The sequence below is a fragment of the Streptomyces fuscichromogenes genome (assembly GCF_014645815.1).
Taxonomy (GTDB): domain Bacteria; phylum Actinomycetota; class Actinomycetes; order Streptomycetales; family Streptomycetaceae; genus Streptomyces; species Streptomyces fuscichromogenes.
Genome location: NZ_BMML01000007.1, coordinates 184,960 through 201,531 on the forward strand (window position 1 = coordinate 184,960; position 16,572 = coordinate 201,531).

Here is a 16,572-nt window from a genome sequence, read left to right on the forward strand (position 1 = left end):
ACAGCCCGACAGCCGGACAGCCCCTGCGGCGCGTGAGCGCCATGGAGGCGGTACTGGCGCACCTGCGCGGCGCCATCGAGCGCGGCGAGTACGCGGTGGGCGACAAGCTCCCCTCCGAGGCGGAGCTCTGCCGCACCCTGGAGATCAGCAGGCCCGTCCTGCGCGAGGCCCTGCGGGCCCTGCAGACGATGGGCCTGACCGTCTCCAAGACCGGCAAGGGCACCTTCGTGGTCGCGAGCGCCGTCGAGGACCCCACCTTCGGCGACTACGCGGCCAGCGACCTGCTCGAAGTGCGCCGGCACATCGAGATCCCGGTCGCCGGGTACGCGGCGCTGCGCCGCACCCCGGAGAACCTGGACCACCTGGCCCATCTGCTCGACCGCATGGAGCGGGAGACGGACACCACCGCGTGGGTCGCGATGGACACCCTCTTCCACCTCGCCGTGGCCGAGGCCGCCCAGAACCCGGTCTTCCGCCGGGTCATCGAGGAGATCCGGGACGCACTGGCGCGTCAGTCGGCCTTCCTCAACGAACTGGGCGGCCGCCGCGAGCAGTCCAACCGGGAGCACCGGGCCATCGTCGAAGCGCTGACGGACGGTTCCGAGACCGACGCCGTGGATGCCATGAGCCACCACCTGGACCGCGTCGAGACCACCCTCACCGACATCGTGCGTCCCACGCGCACGGACCAGCACAAGGAAGGCGGAACCGAGGCGTGAGCGAACAGCACCTCAAAGACGAGACGCGCCCCTCGTCCCGTCACGTCGACGCCGGAGACCACGGCTACAGCAAGTCGCTGAAGCACCGGCACGTCAACATGATCGCCATCGGCGGCGCCATCGGCACCGGCCTCTTCCTCGGCGCCGGCGGCCGTCTCGCCGACGCCGGGCCCTCGCTCTTCGTCGCGTACGCGGTCTGCGGAGTCTTCGCCTTCCTCGTCGTACGTGCCCTGGGCGAACTCGTCCTGTACCGCCCGTCCTCCGGCGCCTTCGTGTCCTACGCCCGGGAGTTCCTGGGCGAGAAGGGCGCCTACACCGCGGGCTGGATGTACTTCCTGAACTGGGCCACCACCGGCATCGCCGACATCACCGCGGTCGCCACCTACACCCACTACTGGGGGATGTTCTCCGACATTCCGCAGTGGGTGATCGCGCTGATAGCCCTCGCGGTCGTCCTGACCGTGAACCTGATCTCGGTCAAGATCTTCGGCGAACTGGAGTTCTGGTTCGCGATCGTCAAGGTCAGCGCCCTGGTGATCTTCATGGTCATCGGTATCTTCCTGCTGGTCACCCAGCACCCGGTCGACGGCGCGACCCCCGGCCCGTCCCTGATCACCGACAACGGCGGCATCTTCCCCAACGGCCTGCTGCCCATGCTGCTGATCATCCAGGGCGTCGTCTTCGCCTACGCCTCGGTCGAGCTGGTCGGCGTCGCCGCGGGCGAGACCGAGAACCCCGAGAAGATCATGCCCAAGGCGATCAACTCGATCATGTGGCGGGTGGGCCTGTTCTACGTCGGCTCGGTGGTCCTGCTGTCGATGCTGCTGCCCTGGAACAAGTACACGGCGGGCCAGAGCCCCTTCGTCACCGTGCTCTCCCACATCGGCGTCCCGGCGGCCGGCGGCGTGATGAACCTCGTCGTCCTCACCGCGGCCATGTCCTCGCTCAACTCCGGCCTCTACTCCACCGGCCGCATCCTGCGCTCCATGGCCGTCAACGGCTCCGCCCCGAAGTTCACCGCGAAGATGAGCCGCACCCAGGTCCCGTACGGCGGCATCCTGCTCACCAGCGGCATCTGTGTGCTCGGCGTCGGCCTCAACTTCGTGGTCCCCGCCGACGCGTTCGAGATCGTCCTCAACTTCGCGGCGATCGGCATCATCTCCACCTGGGGCATGATCATGCTCTGCCACCTGCTCTTCTGGCGGAAGACCCAGAACGGCGAGCTCACCCGTCCCGGCTACCGACTGCCGGGCTCCCCCTGGACCGAGATCGTGACGCTGGCGTTCCTCGCCTCCGTCCTGGTCCTCATGTACGCCGACGGCGGCGCCGGACGCACCACCGTGCTCTGCGTGCCGCTGATCGTCGCCGCGCTGGTCGCCGGCTGGTACGCCATCCGTCGCCGCTCGCGCACGTCCACCGGAACCGACGCGTGAACAGCGCACCGGTCCGTCCCACCTCACCCGAGACCAGGCCGTGATGTACAGCAGTTCCCCCGCGGACGCACCCATCGTCCGTGAACCCCTCCACGCCCCCGTCGCCCACCTCGTCCGCGGCGGGGTCGTCGAGGGCATCCACTACGGCTCCGTCGTCGTCCTCGGCGCCGACGGAGAAGTCCAGTTCCAGCTCGGCGACATCGAGGCCGCGTTCTACCCGCGCTCGGCCCTCAAGCCCGTCCAGGCCGTGGCCATGCTGCGGGCCGGGCTGCCCCTCGCCGGCGACCTGCTCTCGCTGGCCGCCGCGAGCCACTCCGGCGAGGAGCGGCACCTCGCCGGGACCCGGCGCATCCTCGACCTCGCCGGGCTGACCGAGTCCGACCTGCGCAACGTGCCCGACATGCCGTACGACCCCGCCGTGCGCGACACCTGGATCCGGGAGGGCCGGCAGCCGTCGCGGCTCGCCCAGAACTGCTCCGGCAAGCACGCGGCGATGCTGTGGACGTCGCGGCTGAACGGGTGGTCGCTGGACGACTACCTCGACCCGGCCCATCCGCTCCAGCAGGCGATCGCCGAGATCGTCGAGGATCTGACGGGCCAGCGCATCGCCCGTACGACCGTGGACGGCTGCGGTGCTCCGCTCTTCTCCATCTCCCTGCACGGGCTGGCGCGGGCGGTGTCGCGGATCGTCGCCGCCGCGCCGGGTACGCCCGAGGCACGGGTCGCCGACGCGATGCGCGAGGACGCGGAGATGGCGTCCGGCGCGGGCCGGGACGTGGCCGCGCTGATGCGGGCCGTGCCGGGGCTGCTGGCCAAGGACGGCTTCGAGGGCGTCGAGGTCGCGGCGCTGCCGGACGGGCGGGCGGTGGCCGTGAAGATCGCCGACGGGGCGAACCGGGCGCGGGTGCCGGTCGCTGCGGCCGCTCTGGCCAGGGCCGGGGTCGATCCGGAGCTGCTGGGCGGGTTCGCCGGGGAGGCGCTGCTCGGCGGTGGCAGGGAGGTCGGGCGGGTGCGGCCCGTTCGCTGCCTGGAGCCGGTTTCGGTCTCGGCCTGCGCCTAGTGGGGTGGGCCGGCTCGTCGGTCGGCGGCTGCGGGCCGATTGCGGTCGGTCGCGCAGTTCCCCGCGCCCCTGAGGGGCGCTTCAGTTCCGTGCCCTGGAAAATCACTCCCTCCGAAAGAGGAATCACCACCCTCATGACCACCACCGTCGTCACCCGAAGCGAACACGATCTGCTCGGCGACCGTGACGTGCCCGTCGACGCGTACTGGGGTGTGCACACCCTGCGGGCCACCGAGAACTTCCCGATCACCGGTACGCCGATCTCCGCCTACCCGCACCTGATCGACGCCCTCGCCGCGGTCAAGGAGGCCGCCGCTCTCGCCAACGAGGAGCTGGGGCTGCTGGCTCCGGAGAAGGCCGCCGCGATCGTGGCCGCCTGCCGGGAGATACGGGCCGGCAAGCTGCACGACCAGTTCGTCGTCGACGTCATCCAGGGCGGTGCCGGGACGTCGACCAACATGAACGCCAACGAGGTCGTCGCCAACCGGGCGCTGGAGTTGCTCGGGCACGAGAAGGGTCAGTACCGGTTCCTGCACCCCAACGAGGACGTCAACCTCGGGCAGTCGACCAACGACGTCTACCCGACGGCCGTCAAGATCGCGACCGTCTTCGCGGTGCGCGGGCTGCTGCGGGCGATGGCCGTGCTCCAGGACTCCTTCGGGCGCAAGGCCGTCGAGTTCCGTGACGTGCTGAAGATGGGCCGCACGCAGTTGCAGGACGCGGTCCCGATGACCCTCGGGCAGGAGTTCTCCACCTTCGCCGTCATGCTCGACGAGGACCGCAGCCGGCTCGCCGAGGCCGTCGAGCTGATCCACGAGATCAACCTCGGTGCCACGGCCATCGGGACCGGCCTCAACGCGCCCGCCGGTTACGCGGAGTCGGCCCGCCGGCACCTCGCCGAGATCACCGGGCTGCCCCTGGTCACCGCCGCCAACCTGGTGGAGGCGACCCAGGACTGCGGGGCGTTCGTCCAGATGTCCGGCGTGCTCAAGCGGATCGCGGTCAAGCTCTCCAAGAGCTGCAACGACCTACGGCTGCTGTCGTCCGGGCCGCGCGCGGGGCTCGGCGAGATCAACCTGCCGCCGGTGCAGGCCGGTTCGTCGATCATGCCCGGCAAGGTGAATCCGGTCATCCCCGAGGTCGTCAACCAGGTCGCCTTCGAGGTCATCGGCAACGACGTCGCCATCACCATGGCCGCCGAGGCCGGACAGCTCCAGCTCAACGCCTTCGAGCCGATCATCCTGCACTCCCTCTCGGAGAGCATCACGCACCTGCGCAACGCCTGCCGCACGCTGGCCGAGCGGTGCGTCGACGGCATCACCGCCAACACCGACGTGCTGCGGGCCACCGTCGAGAACTCCATCGGCCTGGTCACCGCCCTCAATCCGTACATCGGGTACACGGCGGCCACCGACATCGCCAAGGAGGCCCTCGTCACCGGCCGGGGTGTGGCCGAACTCGTCCTGGAGAAGGGCCTGTTGCCCGCCGAGCGACTCGCCGACCTGCTGCGTCCCGAGGTCGTCGCCGGCAGCGGTTCACCCCTCGTCTGACCTGCGAGTACGCACCAGGACCGGCCCGGAGGCACAATGGTGATCATGACAATGACGTCGTCCCGAGCCTTCCTGCCGGTCCTGGAGCGCATCGCCGAGGAGACAGGCCGCACGCCGGGCCGCGGCCGCCCCGCCGACTACATCCCGGCGCTCGCCGCCTGCGATCCCCGCAGCTTCGGCATGGCCGTCGCGGAGCTCGACGGCACGGTCTACGGTGTCGGCGACTGGCGGCAGCCGTTCTCCACGCAGTCCATCACCAAGGTCTTCACCCTCGCCCTCGACCTGGCCCGCGAGGGCGACGAACTCTGGGAACACGTCGGCCGCGAACCCTCCGGCAACCCCTTCAACTCCCTGGTCCAGCTGGAGTACGAGCAGGGCATCCCGCGCAACCCCTTCATCAACGCGGGCGCCCTCGTCGTCACCGACCGTCTGCAGACCCGTACCGGAGACGCGGCCGGCGAGCTGCTCGCCTTCCTGCGCGCCGAGAGCGGAAACGCGTCGCTGGGCTTCGACCAGGGGGTGGCCGCGTCGGAGTCGCAGCACGGTGACCGCAACGCCGCCCTGGCCCACTTCATGGCCTCCTACGGCAACATCGACAACGAGATCCCGGTCCTCCTCGACCAGTACTTCCGTCAGTGCTCCGTCGCCGCCTCCTGCGCCGACCTCGCCCTGGCGACCACCTTCCTGGCCCGCCACGGCATCCGCGCCGACGGCACCCGCCTGCTGACCCGGAGCCAGGCGAAGCAGGTCAACGCGGTGATGCTGACCTGCGGGACCTACGACGCGGCGGGCGAGTTCGCGTACCGGGTGGGGCTGCCGGGCAAGAGCGGGGTCGGCGGCGGCATCATCGCCGTGGTCCCGGGCCGCTGCGCGCTGTCCGTGTGGAGCCCCGGTCTGGACGAGCGGGGCAACTCGGTGGCGGGCGTGGCGGCCCTGGACAGGTTCACCACCCTCACCGGTCTGTCGGTGTTCTGACCTCCCGCTTTCCGGTGACCGGAGCCGGTCGCCGGCGACCCCGCACGGCCGGCCGGGTCTCAGTCCGGTGCCGGGCGCGGCCGGGCGGGGGCGGGGGCGGCGTCGGCCGGTGCGTGGCCGAGCCGGTCGAGGAGCCCGGCACGCAGGGGATCGGCGTCCGGGAGACCGAGTCCGGCGGTGATGGCCAGCGCCTGGGTCCACGCGGTGCGGGCCGGGAGCGGACGGCCGGTGGCGGCGTGGATGTCGCCGAGACAGCCGAGACCGGAGGCCTCGCTGTGCCGGTCGCCCGTCTGATGGAACAGGTCGATCGCCTGCTGGTAGTGGTCGACGGCCTCGGCGTGCTCGCCGAGCCGGTGCCGGATGTAGCCCAGGCTGTCCTGGATGTGCGCCTGCCCGTTGAGGTCCCCGGTCTCCCGCGCCGGCTCCAGGGCCTCCCGGCAATAGGCCAGGGCCTGCCGGTGGTCACCGAGCTGGGCGAGGATCCAGCCGATGTGGTTCAGCGCGGCGGACTGCCCGGCCCGGTCGTCCGCGGCCCGGTGGTGCGCGAGGCTGTCGTGGGCGTGACCGAGCGCCTGCTGGTGCCGTCCCTGGGCCTCGGACATCCGGGACAGGTGCTGGTGGATACGGGCCTGCCCGGCGTGGTCGCCGACCGCGCCGAACAGCTCCAGCGCGCGCAGATAGTGCGTGCGGGCCGCGTCCGGACGGACCAGCCGGTCCTCGGCGAGCCCGAGGCCCCGGTGCGCCTCCGCCTGCCCGACCACATCGCCCCGGTGCCGGGCGGCCTCCAGGGCCACGGTGTGCGCGGCGGTCAGCGCCCGTCGGTTGCCGTGGCGGTCGAGATAGGTCGTCAGCGCGGCGGCGATCCGCCAGGTGTGGCTGTACAGGCCGGCCGCGGGCGCCTGCTCCACGGCCGCGAGCAGGACCGGAAGCTCGGCGGTGAACCAGGCCTGTGCCTGCCGGTGGCCGGACAACTCCTCGGCGGCGGCTCCCGGTCGGGCGGGCGGCAGGGGAGCGGGGCTGGGCCGGGGGGTCAGCAGCGCGTCCGCCCGGTGCGCGGTGTGCAGGTAGTGGTCGAACATGCGGTGCGCCGCGGCACGCCGGGTGTCGTCGCTGTCGTGCGTGGTGACCAGTTCGGCCGCGTAGGCGCGCAGCAGGTCGTGGAAGGCGTACCGGCCGGCGGGCTGTTCGGTGAGCAGATGTCCGCGGACCAGTTCGGCCACCAGCACGCGGGCGCGCGCGGCCGGTACGCCGGCCAGCGCGGCGACGGCCGGGAGCCCGGCGTCGGGGCCGGGGTGCAGGCCCAGTAATCGGAAGAGCCGGGCGGCATCCGGGCCGAGCGCCTGGTACGACCAGGAGAACACGGCCCGCACCTCGCTGCTCGCCTCGCCGCCGTCCAGGGCGTCCAGCCGCCGGTCGGCCAGGCGCAGTTCCTCGGCGAGGGCGGCCAGCGGCAGTTCGGGCTGTGCGGCGGCCCGCGCGGCGACGATGGCGAGCGCGAGCGGCAGGCCCGCGCACCGGCCGACGATCTCGCGGACGGCGTCGGGATCGGCCGTCACCCGCTCCACGCCGAGCCGGCGGACCAGTAACTCCCGGCCCTCCTCGGCGGCGAGCATGCCGACGGTCAGCAGCTGGGCCCCCTCGGTGGCCGCGAGACCGGTCAGCGATCTCCGGCTGGTGATCAGCGCCAGACATCCGGGTGCCCCGGGCAGCAGCGGACGGACCTGCTCGGCGTCGCGGGCGTTGTCCAGCACCACCAGCACCCGACGCCCGGCCAGCAGACTGCGGTACAGGCCGACCTGTGCCTCCAGCCCCGCGGGGATCCGGGCCGGTGGCACCCCCAGGGCGTCCAGGAACCCCCGTACCGCCTCGGCGGGGCTCATCACCGAACCGCCGGGCGCGAAGCCGCGCAGGTTCACGTACAACTGCCCGTCCGGGAACGATCGTTGGGCGCGCCGTGCCCAGTGCACGGCCAGCGCGGTCTTGCCCACCCCGGCCGTGCCCGACACCGCCGTGATCACCACCGCCGACGGCTGGTCCGCGGCCGAGGCGAGGGTGTCCTCCAGCTGGGCGAGCTCCGCGCCACGGCCGATGAACCCCCGTACTCCCATGGGAAGTTGGACGGGTGCGGTGCCCGGCCAGGCAGCGGCCGCGGCGGCCGGCCGGGGCGGGGCGGCGGCGGGGACCGGCACCGCGGACACCGGCCGTGCGACGGACTCGGCCAGGCCGCCCCGGAGGATCGCCTCGTGGACCTTGCGCAGTTCCGCACCGGGGTCGGTGCCCAGCTCCTCGGCGAGCCGCTTGCGGACGGCGGCGTAGCAGTCCAGTGCCTCGGCGCTGCGGCCGGCGGCGTGCAGCGCCCGCATCAGCGCCTCGGTCAGTGGCTCCACCAGCGGGTAGGCGTCGAGGAGTTCGGTCAGCGGGCCGATCACGGCGACGGGATCGCTGCCCCGCGACTCCGCCTGGGCCCAGGCCACCGCGGCGTCCACGTGCTGTCGTCGCCAGGCCTCGCGCACCTGTGCCGCCCACTGTCCGTCGAGTCCGGCCAGCGGTTCCCCGTGCCACAGCCCGAGCGCCTCGCGCAGCAGCGCCGCCCGCGCCCGGTCCGTCCGCCCCGGCTCCCGGGCCCGGCCCGCCAGTTGACGGAACCGGTGGATGTCCACCTGGTCCGCACGGGCCTCCAGCAGGTAGGCGCCGGAGCGGCGCACCAGACGCAACCGGGACGGTCCCGCGTCCTCGGTCTGCTCGCACAGCCGGCGCAGCCGGGCGACATGGGCGTGCAGCGCGCGCCGCGCCCCGTCCGGCGGATCGGTGCCCCACACTCGCCTGATCAGTGCGTCGGCAGGCACGGGCCGGCCGGTGTCCACCGCCAACGCGGCCAGTACGGTGCGCCGTTGCGGGGGCCCGACCTCGGTGGTCCGGCCCAGCACGGAGAGCTCAACGGGGCCGAGAAGGCGTAATTCCACCACGACATTCACACTCCCCGCACAGCTGTTCTTCACGCGATGCACACATTCTCGCGCCGGGCGACAACCTATCGACAACGTTCTCAGCCACACTCGAACCTCAGTCTGATGACGCGGACTTCAGTCTGCTGGGGCGTGGAGTCGCCACGCACGGCGGCGCACCGCACACGGGGAACGACGGGTACGCGAGTGCCGGTCGGGCGGTATACGGGGGAGAGACGTGACCGAACAACGGGGAGCCACAGCCACGAGAACGGCGGAACCACCGGTGGGAGGGCCGGACCGCCCGTACGAGCCGCGGACCCGGTACGCCGCACCACACCCGCCGGACGGCGGCGGACGCAGTGTGCTGGGGGGCGCCTTCGCGCTGCTGGGGGCGGTGGAACGGGCCGAAGAGGCCGGACTGACCAGGCTCGCGGCCGAGTGCGGCCTGCCCAAGACGACCGCGTACCGCCTGCTGGAGCAACTGGTCGAACTGGGCGCGGTCGAGCGGAGCCGCGGCGGTTATCGCATGGGGCCGCGGATCTTCCGGCTCGGGCAGGGCTGGCAGCCGTACCCGGGACTGCGCACCGCCGCCCGCGCACCGGCCCGGCGCCTCGCGCGCGTCACCGGCGCGACGGTGGGGCTCAACGTGCTTCGGGAGGGACAGACCCTGGTCCTCGACTGGACGCCCGGCGAGAGCGCGGGGACGGTCGGCCGATCGCTCGACACCGGGGTCTGGCCCTGGTTCACCGCTGCGGGCAAGGTCCTGGTCGCCGGGGCGGGGCCGCGGCTCCCGGCGGGCCCCATGCCGGCGTCCTGGCACCGGCAGGCCGAGGCGATCCGGGAGCGGGGCGCCGCCTTCGACCGGGAGGAGGTGGTGGCAGGCGTGTGCTGTGTGGCCGTGCCGGTGCACGGTCCGAACGGCGCGCCGCTGGCGTCCCTGTGCCTCGTGACCGATCCCGCGCACAGCCTGGAGCGGCTGGTGGGCGTCGTACAGCAGGCGGGAAGGATGATCGGCGCAGCCCTGCGCGGCCGGCGAACGCCTGGGGCGACTCCGGCCGAGGCCACCACCCACAGGTAACAACCAGGCCCCTCCGAAGAAAACGCCCCGTCGCTTCCCGGCCACCCGCCCTTGCCACGCTGAGCCAGTGTTGGCCATGGCTTTCCCCGTCGATCTACGCCGCTGCCAGGTTCTCGGCCTGGCCGGCACCGCGTTCCTCGCCCTGGGAGGTGAGACAGCCGGCGCCCTCCCGGTGGAGGACCTGCTCGCACCCAGCTCCGTGCAGGCGGCGTTCGGCCTGGTCGGCGTCTACTTCGGCGTCGTCCTGCTGATCGCGGCGTGGCTGCTGCTCGGCCGCCTCGTGCGCGGCGCGTCGCCGCCCACCCCGCGCCAGTTGCTGCTGGTCCTCGCGGTGTGGGCGGCCCCGCTGCTGCTCGCGCCCCCGCTGTTCAGCCGGGACGTGTACAGCTACCTGGCACAGGGCGCGATGGTCGACGCGCACATGGACGTCTACACGTCGGGACCCGCGCAGCTCGGCGGCCCGCTGGCCGGCGAGGTCGCGCCGGTGTGGCAGAACACCGCCGCCCCGTACGGCCCGGCGTTCATGGGCGTGGCCTCGCTGCTGTCCGGGCTGACCCGGGGCGAACTCCCGGCCGGACTCTTCGGGATGCGCCTGGTCGCCCTGTTCGGCGTCGGTCTGATGGCGGCCGCGCTGCCCCGGCTCGCCCGGCACAGCGGTGCCGACCCGGCCGCCGCGCTCTGGCTCGGCGCCCTCAACCCGCTGGTGCTGCTGCACCTGGTCGCGGGCGCCCACAACGACGCGATCATGCTCGGGCTGCTGGGCCTCGGCCTGGTCGCGGCGCTCGGCCGCTGGCCGGTCCTGGGAGCCGTACTGGTCACGCTCGCGGCGCTGGTGAAGGCGCCCGCCGCGCTCGGGCTGCTCGCCGTGATCGTCGTACAGGCGCGCAAGGGCCGCAGCCCCGTACGGGCCACCCTGACCACGGCGCTCGCGTCGGGGGCGACGACGGTGGCCGCGACGGCGGTGGCCGGGACGGGGTACGGGTGGATCAGAGCGCTCGACACGCCCGTCTCCGCGCACAACTGGGCGCTCAGCAGCCTGCTCGGCCGGGCCACCGGCGCGCTCCTCGAACACCTCGGCAGCGACCTGGCACCGTTGGCCGTGCCGGCCTGGCATCTGTTCGGGCTCGCGCTCACCGCGGTGACCGTGCTGCTGATATGGGTCCGGCTGCGGCCCCGCCCGGTCTACGCCCTCGGCCTGAGCCTGGCCGCGGTCGCCGCCTTCGGGCCGGCGATCCGCCCCTGGTACGCCATCTGGGGCCTGTTCCTGATCGCGGCCGCCGCGCCCAGCACCTCGGTACGGCACCGGGTGGCCGCCGCCACCGGGGTGCTCGCGCTCGCCGTGCTGCCCAGCGGCGGCCCCGCCGACCTCGGCCAGCTGGTCCTCGCCGTCTCCGGCGGGGTGCTCGGGGTGGTCGTGCTGTGGCAGGCCCACCAGGCCGCGCAGGCCCCGGCCGTGGGACGTACGGCATGAGGGGCCCGGGAGGACCTCGGACCGACCGGGGAAGGCTGCTGCTCGTCCTGGTCCTGGCCGCCGCCGTCACCGCGTTCACGGCCACCGTCCCGCTGCTGCGCGACTGGTTCGACCTGCGCGTCTACTACGGCACCGTGCACACCTGGGTGCACCACGGCGGGCGGATCTACGACTACCGGGTGCCCGGGACCGGGTACGGCTTCACGTATCCGCCGTTCGCCGCCGTCGGCATGCTGCCCATGGCCCTGGTCGGGCTGCACCTGGCCATCGCCGCCTCGCTGCTGCTGAACCTGGCCGCGCTGGCGTTCGTGCTGCGCGTCCTGGCCGGGCCGGGCTGGCGGCGCTGGGGCTGGTACCGCTGGGCGCTGGCGCTGTGCGCGCTGGCGCTGTTCGAACCGTTGCGGGACACCTTCAGCTTCGGCCAGGTCAACCTGGTCCTGCTCGCCCTGGTCCTGACGGACTGCTGTCTGCTGCGCAGCGGGCGGGGCCGCTGGGCCGGGGCCGGCATCGGACTCGCCGCCGCGATCAAGCTCACGCCCGCGCTGTTCATCGGCATGCTGCTGATCGGCCGCAGGTGGCGGGCGGCCGGCGCCGCCACGGCCGTGGCGCTCGCCGCGACCGCTCTCGCGGCCTGGGTCGACCCGAAGGCCTCCCGCTTCTACTGGACGGACGCGCTCTGGGACACCAGCCGGGTCGGCCGGCTCGACTACGTCTCCAACCAGTCGCTGCAGGGCGTGCTGGCCCGGCTCGGCCATCCGGACAAGCCGCTGTGGGCGACCGCGGTGCTGCTCACGCTGGCCGTGTGGGCGTGGCGGACCCGCCGGGCCGTGGCGGCCGGCGACTGGACGGCCGCCTTCGCGCTCACCGGTCTCGCGGCCTGCCTGGTCAGCCCGATCACCTGGGTGCACCACCTGGTGTGGGTGCTGCCGTCGTTCGCGCTGCTGGCCCGCGCCGGGCACCCGCGGATCGCGGGCGGCCTCTACGCCGTCATGTGCACCAGCGTGGTGTGGCTGTGGTTCGACGACGCGTCCGGCATCGACGGGTTCCTCGGCAGCAACCTCTACACCTGGATCACGCTGGCCCTGCTGCTGGGCCTGCCGGCCGGTCAGTCCCGTCCGGAGCGGTCGCCCCTGATCCGCAGCGCCAGGCTCACGGCGCCCGCGCCGAGCACCGCGAAGCCCGCGGCGATGGCGGTCTGCGACCAGTCGTCCTCGGGTGCGGTGGCCGCCGCCATCGGCACGGTGCTCGGCCCCGGCCGTGGCCGGGGCCTCGGCCGCAGACCGTCCAGCGAGCCCACCGGGTCGACCCGGCCCGCCGCCGCGAAGCCCCAGTCGAGCAACTGACGGGCCTCGTCGTACACGCCGCCGTCCTGCGGGTTGAGCACCGTCACCAGGAGGGTGCGCCCGCCCCGCCGGGCGGCGGCGACGAGGGTGTTGCCGGCGTTGCTGGTGTAGCCGTTCTTGATCCCGATCAGGCCGGGGTAGCGCCCCACACCGTCCTCGCCGGTCAGCAGCCGGTTGGTGTTCTCGATGCCGAACGACCAGCCCGCGCCGTCGGGGAATCGGGCCGCGGCGGTGGAGCAGTACCGCGCGAAGTCGGGGTTGCGCAGCCCCTCGCGGCCGAACACCGCGAGGTCGAACGCGGAGGACACCTGCCCCGGTGCGTCGTAGCCGTCGGGGGACTCGACATGGGTGTCCAGGGCGCCCAGCGAGCGGGCGTTGGCCTGCATCCGGGTGACGGTACGGTTCCAGCCCCCGTCGAGCGCGGCCAGCACGTGCACGGCGTCGTTGCCGGAGCTGAGGAAGACCCCGCGCCACAGGTCGGACACCCGGTAGGTGTGTCCCTCCTCCACGCCCACCAGGCTGCTGCCCTCGGCGACGTCCGCCAGTTCGGCGGGCGTCACCCGGTGCTGGAGGTCCGCGGGCAGGGCGGGCAGCACGGTGAGCGCGAACAGGGTCTTCAGGGTGCTGGCCGGCGGCAGCCTGCGGTGTGCCTGGTCCGCCGCCAGCACCTGGCCGGTGCCCGCGTCGGCGACCAGCCAGGAGAGCGCGGAGAGTTCCGGGAGTTGCGGGGCTCCGAGGTGCGGTCGCACCTGCGTGCCGGACCGGTAGAGCAGCGACGGGCCGGGTACCACCGCCCTCGGGGGCGGGGCCGGGGCCGGCGCCCCGGTGCCGGCGGCGGCCGTGCCGGGCGCCAGCGCCAGCAGGCCCGCCAGGCAGACGGAGCAGGTCGACACCGCCGCTCGCCGAGGGATGCGGTGAGAGAATCCGATCGTCATATGATCAACGTAGAAACGGGGGCGGTGTCCCGCGCGCTGCGTGGGCCGGTCGGACGCCGTGAGCAACCCGGATGCCGCACGCGCCCGGCTGGATGCCACGCCCGGCTCCGGTCCGAGCCGCCCGGCTCCGGTCCGAGCCGCCCGGCTCCGGTCCAAGCCGCCCGGCTCCGGTCCGAGCCCGTCAACGGACTCGTGCCGCTGGCGGCCCGCTCTCAGCCCGCCGGCAGGGTCGGCTGCACACGCCGCAGGAAGGCCGCGTTGTCCGGGGTCTCCCGCAGCCGCTCCAGGAGCGTCTCCAGGCCGCTCGGGGTGCCCTCCCGGCTCTGCAGGGCCCGGCGCAGTCCGCGTACGGCGGTCAACTCGGCCGGGTCGAGCAGGAGTTCCTCGCGACGGGTGCCGGAGGGGGTGATGTCCAGGGCCGGGAAGACCCGCCGGGAGGCCAGCTCGCGGTCCAGGCGCAGCTCCATGTTGCCGGTGCTCTTCAGCTCCTCGAAGAAGTAGCCGTCGGCCCGGGAACCGGTGTCCACCAGGACGGTCGCCAGGATGGTCAGCGAGCCGCCCTCCTCGGCCTTGCGGGCGGCGCCGAAGAACCGCTTGGGGCCGAGCAGCGCGCCGGCGTCGACACCGCCGCTGAGGGTACGGCCGTTGGAGGCGGCCGCGTTGTTGTGGGCCCGGCACAGCCGGGTCAGGGAGTCCAGGAGGATGACGACGTCCCGGCCGTCCTCGACGAGCCGCTTGGCGCGCTCGACCACGAGTTCGGCGAGGGCGATGTGTTCCCTGGCGGGTCGGTCGAAGGTGGAGGCGTACACCTCGCCGCGCACCGAGCGCCGCATGTCGGTGACCTCCTCGGGGCGCTCGTCGAGCAGCAGCACCATCAGGTGGCACTCCGGGTGGTTGCCGGCGACGGCGGCCGCGAACTGCTGGAGCAGCACGGTCTTGCCGGTCTTCGGCGGGGCCACGATCAGTCCGCGCTGCCCCTTGCCGACCGGCGCGAACAGGTCGGCGACCCGTCCGGCGAGCCCGGCAGCGGGGTGTTCCAGGCGGATCCGCTCGTGCGGGTGCAGCGGGGTGAGATCGCGGAAGTTCCGGCGTCCGCGCAGTTCCCCGGGCGGACGGCCGTTGACGCGCGTGATCTCGGTCAGGGTGCGCCGGTCGCCGCGGACGCCCTCGACGAGGTCGCCCTTGCGCAGGCCGTGACGGCGGATCAGCGCCGGGGGGACCTGGAGGTCGGCGGGGGAGGACAGGCAGTCGGGGGCGCGCAGTTGGCCCTTCCCGCCCGGGTCGATGTCGAGGACACCGGTGACGGGCCGGCCCGCGGCTCCGTCCCGCTGCTGTACGGGGGGTTCGAGTGTGGTGGTCATGAGAGGTGGTCCTTTCGAGGACGGAAGACATGAAGGAAGGGGGGAGTGGGCCGCGAGCGGGAGGGGCGGATGCGCAAGCCTCCGTGCGGCGCGGAACGACACCTCGGAAACGGCGGAGAGGCCCAGGTCACGAGGTGGTGCTGAGAAGCCGACGGCCGGTCGGGAAACGACGGGCGAAACGGCTGGAGGAGTGGAACCGGCACTGGGCGCCCGACAGCGGGGCGGCCACACGTGCTGATCGCACTATACCCAGGATTCCGGTATCGTCAACATGACCCCTCCTGCCGATATTCCCGCCCGGCCCCGCCCCCGGCCGACCCGCCCCGACGCCGTCCGTCGGCTCTCCTCCCGGCCCCGGCGCCCGCGGCGCATACCAGCCATACGAACCCCCGATGGCGTTTCGCTGACGCATTTCTTGTTCTGGCCAAAGGCCCTACCTACGCTTCCACCACCGCACTTCGGCGGCATGGACAAGGGGCTTGGCAATCATGGGTCGACTGGCCGGGAAAATCGCTTTCATCAGTGGAACGGGGGCTGGAATCGGCCGGGCCGCGGCACAGGTGTTCGCGGCGGAGGGGGCCACCGTATTCGGTTGCGACATCGATGAGACGAGCGCCGCGGAAACGGTGGAACTCGTCGAGAAATCCGGCGGTGTGATGCGTTCCCTGGCGCCGGTCGACCTTTCCACCGAGGCCGGGGCGCGGGAGTGGATCGAGGCCGGGATCGCGGAGTTCGGCGGGATCGACATCCTCTACAACAACGCCTCCGCCCTGCGCAACGGTCCCTTCGAGACGATGCCCGCCGAAGACTGGTACTTCACCATCAGGAACGAGCTGGACATCCCCTACTTCTGCACGCAGGCGGCCTGGCCGCATCTGATCGCCCGCGGCGGCGGAGCCGTCCTGAACGTCGCCTCCGTGGCCGCCGTACGCGGCGCGCCGTTCATGCCGATGGTCCCGCACGGCGCCGCCAAGGGCGGGGTCCTCGCCATGAGCAAGCACCTGTGCGCGGCCGGCGCCCCGCACCGCATCCGCGTCAACACCATCGCCCCCGGCATGACCCGCACCGCGGCCACCGCACCCTTCCTCGACGACCCGGACGGCCCGAAGGCGCAGCTGGAGGCGCGGATCCCGGTCGGCCGGGTCGGACAGCCCGAGGACATCGCCCGTGCGGCGGCCTTCCTCTGCTCCGACGAGGCGGCCTTCGTCAACGGCGCCGACCTCATGGTCGACGGCGGCGACAGCGCGATGGCAGGCTGAGCGGGGATGGACGCACGACTCGACCACGTGGGTGTCAACGTACGCGACCTGACCGCCCAACTCGCCTGGTATCAAACGGTTTTCGGTCTGAAGACCGTATTCGAGTTCCATCTCGACCACACCGGTCTGGCCGGTGTCGTCCTGGAACACCCGCACGGCTGGCGACTCGAACTGCTCGCCAGGCCCGGGTCCGCGCCCGGCCTCAGGGCGCCGGACCCGATGACCGCCGTCCTCACCGAGGGGTACGGGCACTTCGCGGTCACCACCCCCGAACTCGACCCCGTGTACGCCGCGTTGGTGGCACACGGAGCGGGCGAGGTGCTCGCCCCCGGCCCGTCCCCCGAAGCCGGGGTGCGGATGGCCTGGGTCAAGGACCCCGAGGGAAACCTCATCGAACTCATAGAGCGCGGCACCACTGTTGAACCGTGAGACGGAGTACG

General features: G+C 72.9%; 12 protein-coding genes and 1 pseudogene. 10 read left to right on the plus strand and 3 right to left on the minus strand.

Going from position 1 to position 16,572, the window contains the following annotated elements; translation table 11 throughout:
* Positions 1-41: 41 nt before the first annotated feature.
* The 5 genes from IEZ11_RS17310 (at position 42) to IEZ11_RS17330 (ending at position 5,737) form a co-directional block, all read left to right on the plus strand.
* Positions 42-719 carry a FadR/GntR family transcriptional regulator gene (locus IEZ11_RS17310; protein WP_189263921.1) on the plus strand — a complete coding sequence of 226 codons (678 nt, stop codon included), beginning with the start codon at positions 42-44 and terminating at the stop codon, positions 717-719.
* Positions 716-2,152 (plus strand): amino acid permease, encoded by a 1,437-nt coding sequence (locus tag IEZ11_RS17315; protein WP_189263658.1) that lies wholly within the window; start codon positions 716-718, stop codon positions 2,150-2,152. The genes IEZ11_RS17310 and IEZ11_RS17315 overlap by 4 nt, the downstream gene beginning before the upstream one ends.
* 43 nt (positions 2,153-2,195) lie before the next feature.
* Entirely contained in the window at positions 2,196-3,212 is a 1,017-nt protein-coding gene (locus IEZ11_RS17320) for an asparaginase (protein WP_189263659.1), read from the plus strand.
* A gap of 134 nt (positions 3,213-3,346) precedes the next feature.
* Complete coding sequence (gene aspA / locus IEZ11_RS17325) at positions 3,347-4,762, plus strand: aspartate ammonia-lyase (protein ID WP_189263660.1); 1,416 nt, start codon at positions 3,347-3,349, stop codon at positions 4,760-4,762.
* Positions 4,763-4,798: 36 nt separating this feature from the next.
* Entirely contained in the window at positions 4,799-5,737 is a 939-nt protein-coding gene (locus tag IEZ11_RS17330) for a glutaminase (RefSeq protein ID WP_189263661.1), read from the plus strand.
* A 59-nt stretch (positions 5,738-5,796) separates the two neighbouring features.
* Here IEZ11_RS17330 and IEZ11_RS17335 read toward each other — a convergent pair whose 3' ends face one another.
* Positions 5,797-8,703 carry an AfsR/SARP family transcriptional regulator gene (locus IEZ11_RS17335; protein ID WP_229713090.1) on the minus strand — a complete coding sequence of 969 codons (2,907 nt, stop codon included), beginning with the start codon at positions 8,701-8,703 and terminating at the stop codon, positions 5,797-5,799.
* 265 nt (positions 8,704-8,968) lie between these two features.
* Here IEZ11_RS17335 and IEZ11_RS17340 point away from each other — a divergent pair, with 265 nt between their 5' ends.
* From IEZ11_RS17340 to IEZ11_RS50880, 3 genes are all read left to right on the plus strand, one after another.
* A complete protein-coding gene (locus IEZ11_RS17340; protein ID WP_229713092.1) occupies positions 8,969-9,763 on the plus strand; it encodes an IclR family transcriptional regulator in 795 nt (264 codons plus the stop codon).
* A 76-nt stretch (positions 9,764-9,839) separates the two neighbouring features.
* Positions 9,840-11,234 (plus strand): polyprenol phosphomannose-dependent alpha 1,6 mannosyltransferase MptB, encoded by a 1,395-nt coding sequence (gene mptB, locus IEZ11_RS17345; RefSeq protein ID WP_189263662.1) that lies wholly within the window; start codon positions 9,840-9,842, stop codon positions 11,232-11,234.
* Complete coding sequence (locus IEZ11_RS50880) at positions 11,231-12,577, plus strand: glycosyltransferase 87 family protein (protein WP_189263663.1); 1,347 nt, start codon at positions 11,231-11,233, stop codon at positions 12,575-12,577. Before mptB ends, IEZ11_RS50880 begins: the two co-directional genes overlap by 4 nt.
* An 89-nt stretch (positions 12,578-12,666) precedes the next feature.
* Here the strand turns inward: IEZ11_RS50880 and IEZ11_RS17355 are convergent.
* Together IEZ11_RS17355 and rho are read right to left on the minus strand one after the other, a co-directional pair.
* Positions 12,667-13,512, minus strand: a pseudogene (locus tag IEZ11_RS17355) (D-alanyl-D-alanine carboxypeptidase family protein); the annotation flags it as partial.
* A gap of 212 nt (positions 13,513-13,724) precedes the next feature.
* The gene (gene rho, locus IEZ11_RS17360) at positions 13,725-14,873 is read right to left on the minus strand and encodes a transcription termination factor Rho (protein ID WP_189263664.1); all 1,149 of its coding nucleotides are present in this window, start codon (positions 14,871-14,873) and stop codon (positions 13,725-13,727) included.
* 488 nt (positions 14,874-15,361) lie between these two features.
* Between rho and IEZ11_RS17365 the strand changes: the two genes are divergently transcribed.
* Together IEZ11_RS17365 and IEZ11_RS17370 are read left to right on the plus strand one after the other, a co-directional pair.
* Positions 15,362-16,132 (plus strand): SDR family NAD(P)-dependent oxidoreductase, encoded by a 771-nt coding sequence (locus IEZ11_RS17365; RefSeq protein ID WP_189263665.1) that lies wholly within the window; start codon positions 15,362-15,364, stop codon positions 16,130-16,132.
* 6 nt (positions 16,133-16,138) lie between these two features.
* Positions 16,139-16,561, plus strand: a complete 423-nt coding sequence (locus IEZ11_RS17370; RefSeq protein WP_189263666.1) for a VOC family protein — start codon at positions 16,139-16,141, stop codon at positions 16,559-16,561.
* Positions 16,562-16,572: the final 11 nt, after the last annotated feature.